Here is an 18,553-nt window from a genome sequence, read left to right as displayed (position 1 = left end):
AACTCAGCGCCCCCAGCAATCTTTGCTGGTCAGGCCGGATTTTGCGTTGACCATTCCGAGGACACCAGTGTTGGTGATGGTCAGATCACCGCACTTGTCAGTGGCCATGCTCGTGCCAGCTTTGCGCACCGCCGTCAGCAGAAAGGCCTGGTCGGTCAGGGCCGGAGTGATGCTGTAGTAATCATTGCCGGCACTGAGGCCCGTCGCATCGGTGTAGACATTTTTCTGCGAGTAGAAGCGCTCCAGGATCTGCGCCTGCTCCGAGAGCAGCCCCGCCACTTCTGCGCGACGGCCCTTGTTCAGGTACTCGGTTAAACTCGGGGCAGCAATGGTCATGACCATCCCGATGATCGCAATCACGATCATGATTTCGATCAGGGTAAAACCGCGGTTGGTACTACGCATGCCTCAACTCTCACTTACTGTATTTGTCGCCACATGATGCGACGGCTATCGCCGGATTTTTCCATCCCCGGCGTATCGTCGCCAGTGGCATCGTTCACGGCCCCGCCATTGTCGCTGATGTCCTGGGTCGAATGCTCACCAACAAAGATCACGCCATCGGACAGCGTGTCGATGCTGTCGACCACGCCATCGTCGTTGCTGTCGAGCATCTTAACGCTGATTGCATCGGGCAGCCTCAGGCAGACGGCTTTCAATCCCTGATTGCTGTGGTAGAACCCGTACCAGTTACCACTCGCCAGGCAGGTTGGCCGGTTCAGTGCTGGCGAATCCGGTGGAGTGGCAGCGTGCGCCGACACCGACAGGTTCAGCGCGACCAATACGCCGAACAATTGTGACCACCGCCGGATGTATCTCTCAGTACTTCGCATAGATGCTCTCCACCACACTGCGCGAATGACCCGCAATGCCTACTGCCGTTACCCGATACAACGTCGCCTGGGTATTGATTGGCACATTCACCGCATCTTGGCTGACACCGATGTTTTGCACGCCATAAAAGCCGTTGCCCGATGCTATCCAGGTCACTCCGGACGAGGCGCTGAAACCGGCAGCGGTAATTGTCGAGGACTCGGACGGCGGTGCACATTGAACGATGCCGCTACAAACGGGTAGCACATAACTGTCCCGTTGCACTGCACTCTCGCCCACCCGCAATGCGGCTTCGGCACTCTGAAACGACTGATTGCGCAAGGCGACGCTACCGGCCATTTTTTCCTGCAGGGTGGCGCTTTGAATCGATGAAAGACCAATCAGTGTCAACAAGAGCAAAAACACCAGACTGACCAGCAGCGCCATGCCGCGCTGGGTGTAATACGTCATGGGAGAACGGTTCATTGACATTCCCTCATGGCAAGCGGTTGCGCAGAGCGGCCACTGCGTTGAAGGTTTGATTGCTCACCCGGTGGTTCCGATCGGTGAGCGTCAGGCTCAGGCGAACGCTACGAATCAGCGCAGGATCCGGTGGGTTGCTGCTGTAGCGGGAGGCAGCCAGATCAGTGGCAGTGCTGGCCAGGCCGAAGCTCACGTCAAAAGCGCTTACGTTGTCCACCAATACCTGCATTGCTGCGGCCCCGCCCCTCATAAGCAGTTGGTTGTTGCTGAAGCTGTAGGTCAGTTGCCGTATTGGAAAGGCCAGTTGCCCTGCCACAGGAGTCGCACTGTCGCTGTAGGCCGTCGAATTGTTTCGACAATCGGAAAGCACGGTCCAGTCCGGCTTGCCGCCATTGCCGCCAACATCCGCCGTAACCAGCGTCAAACTGCGACTGCCACTGTCCCAACGGATCGGCGTTATACGATTGCTATGGAAATCACTTTTCTTACTTGAATCAGTGATCGTTTCCAGGCAACCGAACATCCCGACCATGCGGATTTCCTGAATCATTTTGCTCAACACGAAACGTGCGTCCTCCTGCATGTTCGCGGCTGCATTCTGACTGAGATAAGTGTTTTTGGCCGCGATGAAAACCTGCACCACGCCCAGCACCACGATCAGGCTCAATACCAGGGCGATCAGCAACTCGACCAGGCCAAAGCCTCTGCTGCGACGACTCACGGGATCACCACCGGATCAATGGACGTGCGGCTGGTCAGGACGAAGCTGCGCCGCGAGTCGGCAGCATTCGCAGCCCGTGAGTCGTCCCAGGTAATCGTGATGGTGTACACCTGCTGATTGACGGTGACACTGCCCGTCGCGGTGGCTCCGAGCGAGCTGACAATGTTGGAATTGAAGTCGAACAGGTCCTGATCCCGGGCAACACCCGGATTACCCGTAGCCGGCGGCGCGATGGTGTAGTCCGCAGCGGCGTTGGCGCGAATGCGGTCCATCATGTCGTAGGCGATAAAACTGGCCTGACTGGTCATGCGCGCACTGTCCGTGTACTTCAGCGCATTGAGCTGAAACGCCGCGCCCCCTAGCAACCCCACCCCCAGAATGACTAATGCCACCAGGACTTCAACCAGCGTCATGCCCTTCTGCGTGCCTTGGCTTCCTATCCTCATCCGCAACTTCCACCCAATAGAATTCGTCCGTTCAAACACACTTTCAGCGTCCTGCCTTGAGCACCCCGCCCATAGCTGATCACCACCTCTGAGGACGGTGATGACAATCCGCCCATACCGTTGAAATCGATGGCAGTCACGCCCGAGGTTAGCGTCAGAGTTGCGCCGTCGCTCATCGCCGGAACAACCCGCAATACATTGGCCAAAGCGCCAGTACCATCGTAGACCGCCAGCTCCCCACTCCAGACATCCCCACCGGCCGTCGGACGCACCCGTGTGGCATTGCCCCGATCGATGGCTTCGAGCCGGGCAAAATTCAGGGCTCGTCGCAGATCAGCGATTTCAGTATCAGCCCTCGTCGTTTGCATCGAGCGGGTAAACGCCGGGACAGCCAGAGTCAGCAGAATCAGAAGGATCGCGATCGCGACCAGTAACTCGATCAGCGTGAAACCTTTTGTACGATGATCCATCGGGGCCTTCTGTTTCCTTCGGCTATACCTGCTCTTGCGCGGCACAATTCGAGCGATGCGCTACGTTTGTGATGCCATTTCTTGCGCAGGGATTGCGCGAGCCACAGCACGCCACGGAGGGAGATGTCATGCGGCAACAAGGCTTCAGCCTGATCGAACTGCTCATGGGACTGGCAATTACAGGAATTGTTCTGCAACTGGTCAGTCCAGCGTTCGCAACGCTGATCGAGTCGAACCAGAGAGAGCAAGCGGCACAGGCTCTTTTCAGCGGTATTCGCACCGCCCGAACCGAAGCCATCGTCCGCAACCAGGCCGTGGTGATTCATGGCATCAATGGCGACTGGAGCCAGGGCTGGCGGATCATTCTGGATGTCAGCGGCAAGGGGGATATGGACAGCAACAATCCACTGTTGGCCGAACGCCAGAACGGCACACGCGTGTCGATTGTGGGGAACGGTCCGGTCGAACGCTCTATACGATTCAGAGGCCAGGGCGAATCACTGATTGGAGGGACATTGCACATTTGTGCAATCCGCGAGCCGGTGAGCCAATATCAGGTGGTGTTGGCGCGGACCGGTCGCGTCAGCCTGCGCAGCGACAAGGCTGCGCAGGCGTTATGCGAAGAAAGGAAGAAAATCAGAGCAACGAGCGAACGCGCAGTTCTTTAGGCATCGAGAACGTGATGTTCTCCTCGCGACCGGCCAATTCATCGGCGCCAGTAGCCCCCCAGGCCTGCAATTGCTGGATCACGCCACGCACCAGGACTTCCGGGGCGGAGGCGCCAGCGGTGATGCCGATACGCTCGACACCGTCGAACCAGCTCTTTTGCAGGTCTTCGGCACCGTCGATCAGGTAGGCGGGAGTGGACATGCGTTCTGCCAATTCGCGCAGGCGATTGGAGTTGGAGCTGTTCGGGCTGCCGACCACCAGCACCACGTCGCACTCGTCGGCCAGTTGCTTGACCGCGTCCTGACGGTTTTGCGTGGCGTAGCAAATGTCGTCCTTGCGCGGCCCACCGATGGCCGGGAAGCGCGAACGCAGGGCGTCGATAACACGGCTGGTGTCGTCCATCGACAAGGTGGTCTGGGTCACGAAGGCGAGCTTTTCAGGGTTGTTTACCTGCAACGCCGCGACATCTTTCTCGTCTTCGACCAGGTAGATCGCGCCGCCATTGCTGGCATCGTACTGGCCCATGGTGCCTTCGACTTCCGGGTGACCGGCGTGGCCGATGAGAATGCATTCACGACCGTCACGGCTGTAGCGCGCCACTTCGATGTGGACTTTGGTCACCAGCGGGCAGGTGGCGTCGAATACTTTCAGTCCACGACCAGCCGCTTCACTGCGCACGGCCTGGGAAACGCCGTGGGCACTGAAGATCACGATGACGTCGTCCGGTACCTGATCCAGCTCTTCGACGAAGATCGCACCACGGGAGCGCAGGTCCTCAACGACAAATTTGTTGTGGACCACTTCATGCCGTACGTAGATCGGCGGCCCGAAGACTTCCAGGGCGCGGTTGACGATTTCGATCGCCCGGTCCACACCGGCGCAGAAGCCACGGGGATTGGCGAGTTTGATTTGCATGCTGTGCCTCGTATCTTGCCCTGTAGGAGCGAGCTTGCTCGCGAAAAACTAAAGGACAACGCGTTAATCCAGAAGAACGCGTATTCGTTAACGATCATCGCGAGCGAGCTCGCTCCTACAGAAAAGCAGTTACAGCGCTTTGACGGAAATGATTTCCACATCAAAGGTCAGCGTCTTGCCCGCCAGCGGGTGGTTGAAGTCGACGGTCACTTGCGCATCGTCGAACTCCTTGACCACGCCCGGCAACTCGGTATTGGCTGCATCGTTGAAGATCACCAGCAAGCCAGGCGACAGTTCCATGTTCTGGAACTGTGAGCGCGGGATGATCTGCACGTTTTGCGGGTTAGGCTGACCGAAAGCATTTTCCGGCTCGATGCTCAGTGTACGCTTGTCACCGGCCTTGAAACCAAACAAGGCTGCTTCGAAACCTGGCAACAGATTGCCATCACCGACCTTGAAGGTCGCCGGGGCCTTGTCGAAGGTGCTGTCCACCGTGTCGCCGTTTTCCAGGCGCAATGCGAAATGCAAGGTGACTTCCGTGTTCTGGCCGATACGTTGCTCAGCCAATACCTGTTCAGTCATGAACGGTTTCTCCGGTCTTTTTACTTTTGAACATATCCAGTGCCAGCATGACAGCGCCGACAGTGATAGCACTGTCGGCAAAGTTGAACGCAGGGAAATACCAGCGGTTCTGCCAATGCACCAGAATGAAATCGATCACATGGCCCAGGGCAATGCGGTCATACAGATTGCCCAGCGCGCCGCCGAGCACCAGTGCCAGCGCAACCGCCAGCCAGGTCTCGTTACGCCCCAGACGCTTGAGCCACACCACCAACACCGCACTGACCACGACAGCGATCAACGCGAACAGCCAGCGCTGCCAGCCGGAGCTGTCAGCCAGGAAGCTGAACGCCGCGCCAGTGTTGTAGGCCAGGGTCCAGCTGAAGTAATCGGGGATGATTACAATCTGCTGGTACATCTGGAGCTTGCCTTCGAAGTAGAACTTGCTGGCCTGGTCGATGACCAGGACCAGCAAACTCAACCAGAGCCAGCTCAGCCGTCCGAAACGGCCAACGGCATTAGGCATAGTGACGGACCTCGCCAGCGCCGCTGATGTTATCCACGCAACGGCCGCAGATTTCCGGATGCTCAGGGTTAACGCCGACGTCTTCACGGCAATGCCAGCAACGGGCGCACTTGGCATGGCTCGACTTGACGATCTTCAGCTTCAGGCCGCTGACTTCGGTGACCACGGCATCGGCCGGTGCCTGCACCAATGGCGCAACGCTGGCGGTCGAAGTGATCAGCACGAAGCGCAGTTCGTTGCTCAGCCTGGCGAGGTCGGCGGTCAGCGCGTCTTCGGCGAACAGCGTCACTTCGGCTTGCAGGTTGCCACCGACAGCCTTGGCTGCACGCTGGATTTCCATTTCCTTGTTGACCGCGACCTTGACCGCCATGATCCGGTCCCAGTAAGCGCGATCCAGCTCGAAGCCTTCCGGCAGTTCGCTCAGGCCTTCGTACCAGGTGTTGAGCATGACGGACTCGTTACGGTCGCCCGGCAGGTACTGCCACAGTTCGTCAGCGGTGAACGCCAGGATCGGTGCGATCCAGCGCACCAGCGCTTCGCAAATGTGGAACAGCGCGGTCTGGCACGAACGGCGGGCCTTGCTGTCGGCGCCAGTGGTGTACTGACGATCCTTGATGATGTCGAGATAGAAGCCGCCCAGCTCCTGCACGCAGAAGTTGTGGATCTTCGAGTACACGTTCCAGAAGCGGTATTCGCCGTAGTGCTCTTGCAGCTCGCGTTGCAGCAGCAGGGTACGGTCCACGGCCCAACGGTCCAGCGCCAGCATTTCTTCGGCCGGCAGCAGGTCGGTGGCCGGGTTGAAACCGGTCAGGTTCGAAAGCAGGAAACGCGCGGTGTTGCGGATACGCCGGTAGGCGTCCGCACTGCGTTGCAGGATCTGCTCGGAAACCGCCATTTCACCCGAGTAATCGGTCGAGGCTACCCATAGACGCATGATGTCGGCGCCCAGGGTGTCGTTGACTTTCTGCGGCGCGATCACGTTGCCCAGGGACTTGGACATCTTGCGACCGGACTCGTCGACGGTGAAACCGTGAGTCAGCAGTTCGCGATACGGTGCGTGGTTGTCGATGGCGCAACCGGTCAGCAGCGACGAGTGGAACCAGCCGCGGTGCTGGTCCGAGCCTTCCAGGTACAGGTCGGCGCGTGGACCGGTTTCGTGCCCCATCGGGTGCGAACCGCGCAGGACGTGCCAGTGCGTAGTACCCGAGTCAAACCAGACGTCCAGCGTATCGCTGATCTTTTCGTACTGCGGCGCTTCATCGCCCAGCAGTTCGGCGGCGTCCAGCTTGAACCAGGCCTCGATGCCTTCGACTTCGACACGCTTGGCGACTTCTTCCATCAATTCAACGGTGCGTGGGTGCAGTTCGCCGCTTTCCTTGTTCAGGAAGAACGGGATCGGCACGCCCCAGTTGCGTTGACGGGAGATGCACCAGTCGGGACGGTTGGCGATCATCGAGTGCAGGCGCGCCTGACCCCAGGCCGGGACGAACGTGGTGTCTTCAATGGCTTTGAGCGAACGCTGGCGCAGGGTGTCGCCAGTGGTCGGCTGCTTGTCCATGCCGATGAACCACTGCGCGGTGGCGCGGTAGATCAGCGGGGTCTTGTGGCGCCAGCAGTGCATGTAACTGTGTTCGATGACGGTGGTGTGCAGCAGCGCACCGACTTCGGTCAGCTTGTCGACGATGGCCGGGTTGGCCTTCCAGATGAACTGGCCGCCGAAGAACTCCAGCGACGGCACGTAAACGCCGTTGCTTTGTACCGGGTTGAGGATGTCATCGTTGACCATGCCGTACTTCTTGCAGGTCACGAAGTCGTCCACGCCGTAGGCCGGAGAGGAGTGAACCACACCGGTGCCGGCGCCCAGTTCAACGTAGTCGGCCAGGTATACCGGCGACAGACGGTCGTAGAACGGGTGACGGAAATTGATCAGTTCCAGCGCCGAACCGTTGGCGGTAGCGATCACCGAGCCTTCCAGCGAATAACGCGCCAGGCACGACTCGACCAGCTCTTCAGCCAACACCAGCAATTTATCGCCAACGTCGACCAGGGCGTAGGTGAATTCCGGGTGAACGTTCAGCGCCTGGTTGGCCGGAATGGTCCACGGGGTGGTGGTCCAGATCACGATCGAAGCAGGCTTGGCCAGCGATGGCAGGCCGAACGCGGTCGCCAGTTTGGCTTCATCGGCAATCGGGAACGCCACGTCGATGGTCGAGGACTTCTTGTTCTCGTACTCGACTTCCGCTTCGGCCAGGGCCGAACCGCAGTCGAAGCACCAGTTCACGGGCTTGAGGCCCTTGAACACGAAACCGCCCTTGACGATCTCGGCCAAGGCGCGGATTTCGCCGGCCTCGTTCTTGAAGTCCATGGTCTTGTACGGGTTGGCGAAGTCACCCAACACGCCCAGACGGATGAATTCTGATTTTTGGCCTTCGATCTGCTCGGTGGCGTACGCCCGGCACAGTTCGCGGGTCTTGTCCGCGCCCAGGTTCTTGCCGTGGGTCACTTCGACCTTGTGCTCGATCGGCAGGCCGTGGCAGTCCCAGCCCGGAACATAAGGCGCGTCGAAGCCCGACAGGGTCTTCGAGCGGATGATCATGTCCTTGAGAATCTTGTTCAGCGCATGACCGATGTGAATCGTGCCGTTGGCGTAAGGAGGACCGTCGTGCAGGACGAACTTCGGACGATCCTTGCCAATCTCGCGCAACTTTCCGTACAGGCCAATGCTGTCCCAGCGCTGCAGAATCTGCGGTTCGCGCTGAGGCAGGCCGGCCTTCATTGGGAAGGCGGTGTCCGGAAGGTTTAGCGTGGCTTTATAGTCGGTCATTTAAGGCTCTTCATTAGCGATGGGCGCTAGGTGCGGCTAGTGCACGGGCGGCGGCGACATCCGCGTTGATCGCCGTTTTCAGCGCCTCCAGAGAGGCGAAACGCTGCTCTTCACGCAGCTTGTGGTGGAAAACCACCGTTAAACGCCGGTCATACAGATCGCCGGCAAAATCTAAAAGATGCACTTCCAGGTGGGCCTTGCCATCACCTTGAACCGTGGGCCGCACGCCGATATTGGCGACGCCGGGCCAGGTCTTGCCGTCGATCTCGACGTCCACCAGGTAAACCCCGGTGAACGGCACGCGACGACGCTTGAGTTGTATGTTGACGGTGGGCGTCCCCAACTGCCGAGCGAGCTTCTGGCCATGCAATACGCGACCGGCGATCCGGTACGGCCGCCCGAGCAGGCGTTCAGCCAGGGCGAAATCCGCGGCGGCCAGGGCATTGCGGACCTGCGTGCTGCTGACCCGGATGCCGTCGAGTTCGACGGTTTGCGCCGCTTCGACGGTAAACCCCTGAAGGATCCCGGCCTGTTGCAGGAAATCGAAATCTCCCGCGCGGTCACAGCCGAAACGGAAGTCATCACCGACCTCCAGGTGCTGGACACCAAGGCCATCCACCAGAATGGTATCGACGAACTCGCTGGCGCTGAGCTTGCTCAAGCGCTGGTTGAAAGCCAGGCACAAAACACGGTCGACGCCTTCGGCAGCCAACAATTGCAGCTTGTCCCGCAGACGGGCCAGACGGGCCGGTGCAGTCTCCGGAGCAAAGAACTCTCGCGGTTGCGGCTCGAAAATCACCACGCAACTGGGCACGCCCAACTCGAGCGCACGCTCACGCAACCGCGCCAGGATAGCCTGGTGGCCACGGTGTACACCGTCAAAGTTGCCAATAGTGGCGACACAGCCCCGATGCTGGGGGCGCAGATTGTGGAGGCCTCGAACCAGCTGCATAACGCGCTTCTTGCTCATAAAGTGGTCGATTATAACCACACCCGGCGGCCGACGACAGGCAACACCGTAACCCAAAGTGATCGAGCCGACAAAACCGCCGGCTCGCCCGTGTTTATCGAGGCCAGAACCTCAGCCCAGCGCCTTGCGATTGAAGTCGCGCAAACGGAAGCCCATCAACACTAACATGCCGAAATAAGCCACCACACCCGCCGCTACCAAAGCCCCCAGACGCAAGAAGCGTTCGAGCATATGCCCTTGATCCCAGGCCGGCATGAAATGCATTACCCCCAACAGTACCGCGGACATCACTGCCACCGCGACCAGCAGCTTGAACGTGAACTTCGCCCAGCCCGGCTGCGGCTGGTACATCTGCTGCTTGCGCAGTTGATAGAACAGCAATCCGGCATTGAGGCAAGCGCCGGCACTGATCGCCAAGGCCAGGCCCGCGTGAGCCAGCGGCCCGATCAGCATCAGGTTGAACAACTGGGTCACCACCAGGGTGAAAATCGCAATTTTTACCGGTGTACGGATATTTTGTTGCGCATAAAAGCCGGGGGCCAGCACTTTGATCATGATAATTCCGAGCAACCCGACCGAATAGGCGATCAAGGCGCGCTGGGTCATCGATGCATCAAACGCATTGAACTGGCCGTACTGGAACAGGGAAACCGTCAGCGGCTCCGCCAGAATCCCCAATGCCAGCGAGCAAGGCAGCACCAATACAAAGCAGAGGCGCAGGCCCCAGTCGAGTATGCGCGAATACTCATTACGATCCTTGTTGGCGTAGGTCTTGGCCAGGGTCGGCAACAGAATCGTACCCAGCGCCACGCCCAGCACACCGGATGGCAGCTCCATCAAACGATCAGCGTAATACATCCACGACACGGAGCCGGCAACCAGGAACGAAGCGAAGATGGTATTGATGATCAGCGAAATCTGGCTCACCGAGACACCGAGGATTGCTGGCAGCATTTGCTTCATCACCCGCCAGACCCCCGTGTCGCGCAGGTTCAGGCGCGGCAGCACCAGCATGCCGATCTTTTTCAGGTGCGGCAGCTGATAGAGCAACTGCGCCAGGCCGCCGACCAATACCGCCCAGCCCAGTGCCATTACGGGCGGATCGAAGTACGGCGTCAAAAACACCGAAAAGATGATCATGCTGACGTTCAGCAGGGTCGGCACGAAGGCCGGCACCGAAAAGCGGTTCCAGGTATTGAGGATCGCACCGGCCAACGACGACAGGGAAATCAGCAGAATGTACGGAAAGGTCACCCGCAACAGGCTGGAGGTCAGTTCGAATTTTTCCGGGGTATCGGTGAAACCCGGCGCAGTCACCCAGATGACCCACGGCGCGGCGATCATGCCCAATGCTGTGACCAGCGCCAGCACCAGCGTCAGCAGGCCCGAGACATAAGCGATGAAGGTTCGCGTCGCCTCCTCGCCTTTCTGGCTTTTATATTCGGCAAGAATCGGCACGAACGCTTGGGAAAATGCCCCTTCGGCAAAGATTCGCCGCAGCAGATTGGGCAATTTGAAGGCGATAAAGAAGGCGTCAGTCGCCATTCCCGCGCCAAATGCGCGTGCGATGAGGGTATCCCGAACAAACCCCAGAATCCGGGAAAGCATCGTGATAGAGCTGACGGCGGCCAACGATTTGAGCAGATTCATGGAAAGAGTTTGTGCCTGTCGATAAACAGCAGGCGAACTACGCGCCCACTTATGCGATACTCCGCGCCGCAACAGCACAGAGCCAAAGCTCGCGAGTTTACAGGTCAAGCGCCGGAAATAAATATCCCGCCTCTTTAGATCGACCACTCAGCGGAACGCATCAACCGCCCTTGACAACACATCAACTCATCGGCATGATTCGCGGCCTATTTTGTTTGCTATTTCCTAAAAAGTCTTTCGAGGAGCTCGACGGTGGCCAACTCACCTTCCGCCAAAAAACGTGCAAAACAGGCTGAGAAGCGTCGCAGCCACAACGCCAGCCTGCGTTCCATGGTTCGTACCTACATCAAGAATGTAGTTAAAGCCATCGACGCAAAAGACGCTGCCAAAGCTCAAGCCGCTTACGTTCTGGCTGTGCCAGTTATCGACCGCATGGCCGATAAAGGCATCATCCACAAGAACAAGGCCGCTCGTCATAAGAGCCGCCTGAATGGCCACGTCAAGGCCCTGAACGTTGCCGCTGCTGCCTAAGCGACCCGTTTATTAAAAAACCGACCTCAGGGTCGGTTTTTTATTGCCTGCGATTTGATGGATACTAAAAACCGTGGGAGCGAGCTTGCTCGCGATAGCGGATATCCAGCCAATGCAGATGCTGAATGCTAATCCGTCATCGCGAGCAAGCTCGCTCCCACAGCTTGAATTGCGTCAGATTATTGGGCGCTCGCCCAGGGCAAGATCGGAATCGCCGTCACCGCATTCTGCGGACTGCCTTCGATCAAGCGATCGCTGTAAACCAGGTACACCAGCGTATTGCGCTTCTTGTCGAGGAAGCGCACCACCTGCATGGTCTTGAACACCAGGGACGTGCGCTCCTTGAACACCTCATCGCCATCCTTGAGCTCACCCTTGAAGCTGATAGGCCCGACCTGCCGGCAAGCGATAGACGCTTCGGCACGATCCTCGGCCAAACCAAGACCACCCTTCACCCCGCCAGTCTTGGCGCGCGACAGGTAGCAGGTCACACCGTCGACCTTGGGATCATCGAATGCCTCGACCACAATCCGGTCATTTGGCCCGACGAACTTGAACACCGTCGACACCTGACCGATCTCTTCGGCCGAAGCCAGCAGCGGCATCGCCAGCAACAGACCCAACAATCCTTTTGCCACGCGCATCCAGGTATTCCTTCAAACCAGAATCAAGTTATCGCGGTGAACCAGTTCCGGTTCCGCCATGTAACCCAACAGACCGACAATCGCGTCGGACGACTGACCGATGATTTTTTGCGCTTCCAGCGCACTGTAGTTGGCCAGGCCACGAGCAATCTCACGACCGTCCGGCGCCACGCAGACCACCATCTCACCACGACGGAAGCTGCCCTGAACCAATTTGACTCCGACCGGCAGCAAGCTCTTGTTGCCCTCGGACAACGCGATCACGGCACCGGCATCCAGCACCAGGGTGCCACGGGTTTGCAGATGACCGGCCAGCCACTGCTTGCGCGCCGCCAGCATGCCGCGCTCCGGCGAGAGCAAGGTGCCAATGCGCTCACCCGCCTTGAGGCGATCCAGTACGCGCTCAAGCCGCCCACCGACGATGATGGTGTGAGCACCGGATCGCGCCGCCAGACGCGCAGCGCGCAGCTTGGTCTGCATGCCGCCACGCCCCAGCGCACCACCGGTACCGCCCGCCACAGCGTCAAGCGCCGGATCATCGGCTCGCGCCTCGTAAATCAGCTGGGCATCCGGATTGTTGCGCGGATCAGCGTCGAACATGCCGTCGCGGTCCGTCAGAATCACCAGCAAATCCGCCTCGACCAGGTTCGCCACCAGCGCCGCCAGGGTGTCGTTGTCGCCAAAACGGATTTCGTCGGTGACCACCGTGTCGTTCTCGTTGATCACCGGAATGACCTTGAGTTCGACCAGCGCACGCAAGGTGCTGCGGGCATTCAGGTAGCGCTTGCGGTCCGACAGGTCGTCATGAGTCAGGAGAATCTGCGCGGTATGCCGGCCATGCTCGGCAAAGCTCGACTCCCAGGCCTGCACCAGCCCCATCTGACCGATTGCAGCAGCGGCCTGAAGCTCGTGCATCGCACTGGGTCGCGAGGTCCAGCCCAAACGGCTCATACCGGCAGCCACCGCCCCGGAGGACACCAGCACCAGCTCGACACCCGCCTCATGCAAGGCCACCATCTGCTCAACCCAGACACCCATTGCCGCGCGATCCAGGCCCTTGCCGTCCGCCGTCAGCAAAGCGCTGCCGATCTTCACGACCCAACGCTGCGCACCTGTCACCTTGCTCCGCATCATCTTCAACCTTAGCTTGAGGGCAGCACGACCTGGCACTGCCCGTGACATTATTCGTGGTTATTCGTGACCAACGATCGATTTCCAGATACCAAAACGCCGCTCGATTGAGCGGCGCTTAAGTTTATCTCAACGAATCAGTCGCGCACGTAAATGATTTCCGGACCGTCTTCGTCATCCACATCTTCTTCGTCCCAATCATCGTCGCCGATGTCGTGGACCGACTTCACGCCACTGCGACGCAGGGCACGCTGGTCGTCCAGCGCCTGCAACTGGGCACGAGCTTCATCTTCGATGCGCTGATCGAGCTCGGCCAACTCTTCCTTGTAAGCCGGGTCATTAGCCAGGCGATCGGCACGATCTTCCAGGTAACGCATGATGTCGTGGCACAGGCGCTCGGTGTTTTGCTTGGCAATGGCCGAGATCACGTAGACCGGACCGGTCCACTCCAGGCGATCGACGATTTCCTGGACGCGAGCATCGTGCTCTTCATCCAGAATCTGGTCGCACTTGTTCAGGATCAGCCAGCGATCACGCTCCGCCAGGGACGGGCTGAACTTGGTCAACTCACTGACGATGACTTCTGCGGCGTCCGGAGCACTGGTTTCATCCAGCGGCGCCATGTCGACGAGATGCAACAGCAGGCGAGTACGCGACAAGTGCTTGAGGAAGCGAATCCCCAGGCCCGCGCCGTCGGAAGCACCTTCGATCAGACCCGGAATGTCCGCGACCACGAAGCTCTTCCAGCGATCGACACTGACCACACCCAGGTTCGGCACCAGCGTGGTGAACGGATAGTCGGCAACTTTCGGCTTGGCGGCCGATACCGAACGGATAAAGGTACTTTTGCCGGCGTTCGGCAAGCCCAGCAGACCGACGTCCGCGAGCACCTTCATTTCCAGCTTCAGGTCACGCTGCTCGCCCGGCTTGCCTGGCGTAGTCTGACGCGGAGCACGGTTGGTACTGGATTTGAAACGGGTGTTGCCCAGGCCGTGCCAGCCGCCGTGTGCCACCAGCAGTTTCTGGCCAGCCTTGGTCAAATCGCCGATCACTTCCTGAGTGGCAGAGTCGATCACCGTGGTACCAACGGGTACACGCAGAATCAGATCCTCGCCCTTCTTGCCGGTACAGTCGGTGCTGCCGCCGTTGGAGCCACGCTCGGCATCGAAGTGCCGGGTGTAACGGTAGTCCACCAAGGTATTGAGGTTTTCGTCAGCCATCATGTAGATGGAACCGCCGTCACCACCATCACCACCGTTAGGGCCGCCGTTTTCGATGAATTTTTCGCGACGGAAACTCATGCAGCCATTGCCGCCGTCACCGGCTTTTACTCGAATCGATACTTCATCAACAAACTTCATAACAAACGCCTCTCGCCATACGGACGAGCCGAAAAACAATCAAGACATAAGACTCTTGCAAAAATGAGCGCAGCGACCCCAAACCACGACACCTACATCGTACGCCGACAGCCCATACAAACAGCTTTGCAAGAGACTCACCCCACAAACGAAAAAGCCCCGTCGCGAGACAGGGCTTTTCCAGCGATCGCGCAATTAAGCTGCGACTACGCTCACGTAACGACGACCGAAGGCGCCCTTTACTTCGAACTTGATCACGCCTTCGACTTTAGCGAAGAGGGTGTGATCTTTACCCATGCCAACGCCGTAGCCAGCGTGGAATTGGGTGCCGCGCTGACGCACGATGATGTTGCCTGCCTTGATAGCCTGGCCGCCATACATCTTCACGCCAAGGCGTTTGGCTTCTGAGTCGCGACCGTTACGGGTACTACCACCAGCTTTTTTGTGTGCCATGAGTTCAATTCTCCTAGTGAGGAATTAGGCTGAAATTAAGCCTGAATACCGGTGATTTTGATCTCGGTGTACCACTGGCGGTGGCCCATACGCTTCATGTGGTGCTTACGGCGACGGAACTTGATGATGCGGACTTTATCGTGACGACCTTGGGAGATCACTTCAGCCACAACGGTAGCGCCAGCAACAACTGGAGCGCCGATATTCACGTCGTCACCGTTGGCAACCAACAGAACGCGATCAAAGGTAACGGATTCGCCGGTAGCGACTTCCAGTTTTTCGATCTTCAGGTATTCACCTGGGGCGACTTTGTACTGCTTGCCGCCAGTAACGATTACTGCATAAGACATGGTATTTCTCCGATAATCCTGCTCACCCAGCTCTTTATAAGAAGAGGTATTGGCTGGCATGGCTGCATGGGGCTGGAGGCCGACTTGCAATTGCGTAAGGCAGGTGCTGCCCAGGAAGTTCAGGGTGCGCGATTGTACGCAAGCCACGCCAGCCTTGCAAGGGGCCGTCCATCGCGCCTTGACACCTGCAGGCGTGGGTCCTAGCATGCCGCGCAACCCTTCTGGAGCGACTGTCGCTGATGCAACCCCAAGCTTTCTACCGCGCGGTCGCGGACGATTTTAGCGCCGTCGACGGCATCATCAAGAAGCAGCTGACTTCCCGAGTGCCGCTGGTATCGAAAATCGGCGATTACATTACCTCGGCCGGCGGCAAACGCCTGCGTCCTTTATTGGTGTTGCTATGTGGCAAGGCCCTGGGCCGGGAAGGTGACGACCTGCGCCTGCTGGCCGCCACCATCGAGTTCCTGCACACCGCTACCCTGCTGCATGACGACGTGGTCGACATGTCCGGCATGCGCCGTGGCCGCTCGACCGCCAACGCCATGTGGGGCAACGCGCCTAGCGTGCTGGTCGGTGATTTCCTGTATTCGCGCTCCTTCGAAATGATGGTCGAGCTGGGCTCCATGCCAGTGATGAAGATCCTTTCGCAAGCCACGCGCATCATCGCCGAAGGCGAAGTGTTGCAGCTGTCGAAGGTGCGTGACGCCAGCACCACCGAAGAAACCTACATGGAGGTCATCCGCGGCAAGACCGCGATGCTCTTCGAAGCCTCGACCCACAGTGCTGCCGCCCTGTGCGAAGCCACGCCTGAGCAGGCCGAAGCCCTGCGTACATTCGGCGATCACCTGGGAGTGGCCTTCCAGCTGGTCGACGACCTGCTTGATTACAAAGGCGACGCCGAAACCCTGGGCAAGAACGTCGGTGATGATCTGGCCGAAGGCAAGCCGACCCTGCCGCTGATCTACACCATGCGTGAAGGCACGCCGGAGCAGGCCGCCCTGGTACGCAAAGCGATCCAGAAAGGCGGAATCGAAGACCTGGAAAGCATCCGAGAAGCCGTGGAAGCCTCGGGCTCGCTGGAGTACACCGCGCAACTGGCCCGAGACTATGTGGCCCGCGCGATCAAGTGCCTCGAAGCACTGCCTTCCAGCGAATACCGCGATGCACTGGTTGAATTGAGTGAGTTTGCGGTCGCGCGTACACACTGACAACACTGCAAAACCCTGTGGGAGCGAGCTTGCTCGCGATTAGGCACTTACATTCAACATTGTTGTTGACTGAAAGGACGCCATCGCGAGCAAGCTCGCTCCCACAGGGTTGTTCCCCACAGGTTTTCCTGCACTGTGCCCTCTCCCGTCTAAAACCCTATACAATGTGCGCTTTTTAGCGATCCTGAATCCAAGGAGCCTTAGTGAGCACGCTGCCACCCTGCCCAAAATGCAATTCCGAATACACTTATGAAGACGGCGCCCAGCTGATCTGCCCCGAGTGCGCCCACGAATGGTCCGCCAACGGTGAAGCCGAAGCGGCGTCCGATGACGCAGTGAAAAAGGATTCAGTCGGCAATGTCCTGCAGGACGGCGATACCATCACCGTGATCAAGGACCTCAAGGTCAAGGGTACGTCTTTGGTGGTCAAGGTCGGCACCAAGGTCAAGAACATCCGCCTGTGCGATGGCGATCACGACATCGATTGCAAGATCGACGGCATTGGCCCGATGAAACTCAAGTCCGAGTTCGTCAGAAAAGTCTGAACCTGCTGCCCTCCATCCCGCGCCCGGCGTGGGATGGCGCCCCACCCTCCCCAGCTTCCCCCAGCAAACCCTCCCAATAGCCAAACGCCAGTCGTTTTGACCTGACGCAATCTCTACCCGGAAAAAGCGCAAACCGCCAATAGGCCCTTGCTATTTTACGAATAGGAATTATTCTCATAAAACCCTCGATGGAGATGAGAACCATGACTTATTTGATCGATGCCTGGCTGGACCGACCACACCCTTACCTCAGGATCCTGCACCGGGAAACCGGGGAAGTCTGTGCCGTACTGGAAGAGGAAGCCTTGAGCGAGCTGCAGGATCAGGGTGATCTGGATCTCAATGGCTTGAGTTCCAACGAGCCGGTGGTGCTCAAGGAAGTGGTGCGTAACCTGTTTCTGTTCTGCTATGCCCGGGCGTTGCGCCCGCACAGTGAACTGCACCACAAGATCGAAATATGAAAATCACCGCAAGACCCTGTAGGAGGGAGCCTGCTCGCGAAAAACTCAAAGACACCGCGTTCATTCAGAATGGCCGCGTTATCGTTGACGCCCATCGCGAGCATGCTCGCTCCTACAGGTAATGGCGCGACTTACAGAACGTCGAGCAGTTCGACGTCGAACACCAGTACGCTGTGCGGCGGGATGCTGCCAACGCCTTGAGCGCCGTAAGCCAGTTCGCTCGGCACGTACAGGCGCCATTTGCTGCCGGCGTTCATCAGTTGCAGGGCTTCGGTCCAGCCGGCGATCACGCCACCAACCGGGAATTCTGCAGGCTGGCCGCGCTCGTAGGAGCTGTCGAACACAGTGCCGTCGATCAGGGTGCCATGGTAGTGAGTACGCACGGAGTCTTCACGGGATGGCTTGGCGCCTTCGCCAGCGGTCAGGACTTCGAACTGCAGGCCGGAAGCCAGAGTGGTGATGCCTTCACGCTTGGCGTTTTCAGCCAGGAAGGCCAGGCCTTCGCCAGCAGCCGCTTCAGCCTTGGCTGCAGCTTCGGCCTGCATGATTTCGCGGATGACCTTGAAGCTGGCGGACATTTCTTCCTGGCCCACACGGCTTGGCTTGCCGGCGAATGCGTCGGTCAGACCTGCCAGGATCGCGTCCAGGCTTACGCCCGGTGGCGGGTTGTCGCGCAGTTGGTCGCCCAGCTGACGGCCAATACCGTAGCTGACGCGGGTTTCGTCGGTGGACAGATTTACTTCGGACATGACACTGCTCCGCTGTGCGGACGGCTCGGGAACTTGCCATGCGTACACAGCGCGCCCCGGAGCGCCCGGAAC

Annotated in this window: 23 protein-coding genes; 5 read left to right on the top strand and 18 right to left on the bottom strand. The window is 58.9% G+C overall.

From position 1 onward, the window contains the following. Nucleotides 1–3 precede the first annotated feature (3 nt). The 6 genes from CAF65_RS23735 to CAF65_RS23710 are packed head-to-tail and all read right to left on the bottom strand — an operon-like array spanning nt 4 to nt 2,933. Nucleotides 4–405 (bottom strand): type IV pilin protein, encoded by a 402-nt coding sequence (locus CAF65_RS23735; protein ID WP_085718454.1) that lies wholly within the window; start codon nt 403–405, stop codon nt 4–6. Nucleotides 406–419: 14 nt separating this feature from the next. Next, nucleotides 420–794, bottom strand: coding sequence for a hypothetical protein (locus tag CAF65_RS23730; RefSeq protein ID WP_256578715.1), 375 nt, complete (start codon nt 792–794; stop codon nt 420–422). 25 nt (nt 795–819) lie between these two features. Then, nucleotides 820–1,299: a PilX N-terminal domain-containing pilus assembly protein gene (locus CAF65_RS23725; RefSeq protein ID WP_085718452.1), complete on the bottom strand. Its 480-nt coding sequence runs from the start codon at nt 1,297–1,299 to the stop codon at nt 820–822. A gap of 10 nt (nt 1,300–1,309) precedes the next feature. Next, on the bottom strand, nt 1,310–2,017 hold the full coding sequence (locus CAF65_RS23720) for a PilW family protein (RefSeq protein WP_085718451.1): 708 nt from the start codon (nt 2,015–2,017) through the stop codon (nt 1,310–1,312). Beyond that, nucleotides 2,014–2,463: a type IV pilus modification protein PilV gene (pilV, locus tag CAF65_RS23715; RefSeq protein WP_085718450.1), complete on the bottom strand. Its 450-nt coding sequence runs from the start codon at nt 2,461–2,463 to the stop codon at nt 2,014–2,016. The genes CAF65_RS23720 and pilV overlap by 4 nt, the downstream gene beginning before the upstream one ends. Then, nucleotides 2,460–2,933: a GspH/FimT family protein gene (locus CAF65_RS23710; RefSeq protein WP_085718449.1), complete on the bottom strand. Its 474-nt coding sequence runs from the start codon at nt 2,931–2,933 to the stop codon at nt 2,460–2,462. The genes pilV and CAF65_RS23710 overlap by 4 nt, the downstream gene beginning before the upstream one ends. Before the next feature lie 128 nt (nt 2,934–3,061). On the opposite strand from CAF65_RS23710, the gene CAF65_RS23705 reads away from it, so the two are divergent. Beyond that, nucleotides 3,062–3,601, top strand: coding sequence for a GspH/FimT family pseudopilin (locus CAF65_RS23705; RefSeq protein ID WP_085718448.1), 540 nt, complete (start codon nt 3,062–3,064; stop codon nt 3,599–3,601). Here the strand turns inward: CAF65_RS23705 and ispH are convergent. From ispH to murJ, 6 genes are all read right to left on the bottom strand, one after another. After that, on the bottom strand, nt 3,570–4,517 hold the full coding sequence (gene ispH, locus CAF65_RS23700; protein ID WP_015096888.1) for a 4-hydroxy-3-methylbut-2-enyl diphosphate reductase: 948 nt from the start codon (nt 4,515–4,517) through the stop codon (nt 3,570–3,572). The two genes, CAF65_RS23705 and ispH, sit on opposite strands and share 32 nt — an antisense overlap. Nucleotides 4,518–4,646: 129 nt before the next feature. Further along, nucleotides 4,647–5,084, bottom strand: a complete 438-nt coding sequence (gene fkpB / locus CAF65_RS23695) for an FKBP-type peptidyl-prolyl cis-trans isomerase (RefSeq protein ID WP_178076738.1) — start codon at nt 5,082–5,084, stop codon at nt 4,647–4,649. Between the two features lie 7 nt (nt 5,085–5,091). Continuing rightward, on the bottom strand, nt 5,092–5,604 hold the full coding sequence (gene lspA, locus CAF65_RS23690) for a signal peptidase II (RefSeq protein ID WP_007970932.1): 513 nt from the start codon (nt 5,602–5,604) through the stop codon (nt 5,092–5,094). Further along, nucleotides 5,597–8,428, bottom strand: coding sequence for an isoleucine--tRNA ligase (ileS, locus tag CAF65_RS23685; protein ID WP_085718446.1), 2,832 nt, complete (start codon nt 8,426–8,428; stop codon nt 5,597–5,599). Before ileS ends, lspA begins: the two co-directional genes overlap by 8 nt. 13 nt (nt 8,429–8,441) lie before the next feature. Further along, nucleotides 8,442–9,380 (bottom strand): bifunctional riboflavin kinase/FAD synthetase, encoded by a 939-nt coding sequence (gene ribF / locus CAF65_RS23680; RefSeq protein WP_085718445.1) that lies wholly within the window; start codon nt 9,378–9,380, stop codon nt 8,442–8,444. A gap of 129 nt (nt 9,381–9,509) precedes the next feature. After that, nucleotides 9,510–11,048 (bottom strand): murein biosynthesis integral membrane protein MurJ, encoded by a 1,539-nt coding sequence (murJ, locus tag CAF65_RS23675; protein WP_085718444.1) that lies wholly within the window; start codon nt 11,046–11,048, stop codon nt 9,510–9,512. 252 nt (nt 11,049–11,300) lie between these two features. Here murJ and rpsT point away from each other — a divergent pair, with 252 nt between their 5' ends. Further along, entirely contained in the window at nt 11,301–11,579 is a 279-nt protein-coding gene (rpsT, locus tag CAF65_RS23670) for a 30S ribosomal protein S20 (protein WP_007970922.1), read from the top strand. 179 nt (nt 11,580–11,758) lie between these two features. Here rpsT and CAF65_RS23665 read toward each other — a convergent pair whose 3' ends face one another. From CAF65_RS23665 to rplU, 5 genes are all read right to left on the bottom strand, one after another. Beyond that, on the bottom strand, nt 11,759–12,223 hold the full coding sequence (locus CAF65_RS23665; protein ID WP_085718443.1) for a CreA family protein: 465 nt from the start codon (nt 12,221–12,223) through the stop codon (nt 11,759–11,761). A 12-nt stretch (nt 12,224–12,235) separates the two neighbouring features. Beyond that, the gene (proB, locus tag CAF65_RS23660) at nt 12,236–13,354 is read right to left on the bottom strand and encodes a glutamate 5-kinase (protein WP_085718442.1); all 1,119 of its coding nucleotides are present in this window, start codon (nt 13,352–13,354) and stop codon (nt 12,236–12,238) included. A 137-nt stretch (nt 13,355–13,491) separates the two neighbouring features. Further along, entirely contained in the window at nt 13,492–14,715 is a 1,224-nt protein-coding gene (cgtA, locus tag CAF65_RS23655) for an Obg family GTPase CgtA (RefSeq protein WP_085718441.1), read from the bottom strand. A gap of 195 nt (nt 14,716–14,910) precedes the next feature. Continuing rightward, nucleotides 14,911–15,168 carry a 50S ribosomal protein L27 gene (gene rpmA, locus CAF65_RS23650; RefSeq protein WP_003281574.1) on the bottom strand — a complete coding sequence of 86 codons (258 nt, stop codon included), beginning with the start codon at nt 15,166–15,168 and terminating at the stop codon, nt 14,911–14,913. 35 nt (nt 15,169–15,203) lie between these two features. Next, nucleotides 15,204–15,518, bottom strand: coding sequence for a 50S ribosomal protein L21 (rplU, locus tag CAF65_RS23645; RefSeq protein ID WP_007950961.1), 315 nt, complete (start codon nt 15,516–15,518; stop codon nt 15,204–15,206). 239 nt (nt 15,519–15,757) lie between these two features. Here rplU and CAF65_RS23640 point away from each other — a divergent pair, with 239 nt between their 5' ends. The 3 genes from CAF65_RS23640 to CAF65_RS23630 all read left to right on the top strand — a co-directional run bounded on the left by CAF65_RS23640 (nt 15,758) and on the right by CAF65_RS23630 (nt 17,732). Then, a complete protein-coding gene (locus CAF65_RS23640; RefSeq protein WP_085718440.1) occupies nt 15,758–16,726 on the top strand; it encodes a polyprenyl synthetase family protein in 969 nt (322 codons plus the stop codon). Nucleotides 16,727–16,929: 203 nt separating this feature from the next. After that, on the top strand, nt 16,930–17,271 hold the full coding sequence (locus CAF65_RS23635) for a zinc ribbon domain-containing protein YjdM (RefSeq protein WP_008022504.1): 342 nt from the start codon (nt 16,930–16,932) through the stop codon (nt 17,269–17,271). 203 nt (nt 17,272–17,474) lie between these two features. Beyond that, nucleotides 17,475–17,732 carry a hypothetical protein gene (locus CAF65_RS23630; RefSeq protein ID WP_085718439.1) on the top strand — a complete coding sequence of 86 codons (258 nt, stop codon included), beginning with the start codon at nt 17,475–17,477 and terminating at the stop codon, nt 17,730–17,732. A gap of 131 nt (nt 17,733–17,863) precedes the next feature. Here CAF65_RS23630 and CAF65_RS23625 read toward each other — a convergent pair whose 3' ends face one another. Next, nucleotides 17,864–18,481: an FKBP-type peptidyl-prolyl cis-trans isomerase gene (locus tag CAF65_RS23625; protein ID WP_008022510.1), complete on the bottom strand. Its 618-nt coding sequence runs from the start codon at nt 18,479–18,481 to the stop codon at nt 17,864–17,866. Nucleotides 18,482–18,553: the final 72 nt, after the last annotated feature.

It is taken from the genome of Pseudomonas sp. B28(2017) (assembly GCF_002113025.1).
GTDB lineage: Bacteria > Pseudomonadota > Gammaproteobacteria > Pseudomonadales > Pseudomonadaceae > Aquipseudomonas.
The sequence above is the reverse complement of the archived record's forward strand: the minus strand, read 5'-3'. Positions and strand labels throughout refer to the sequence as shown.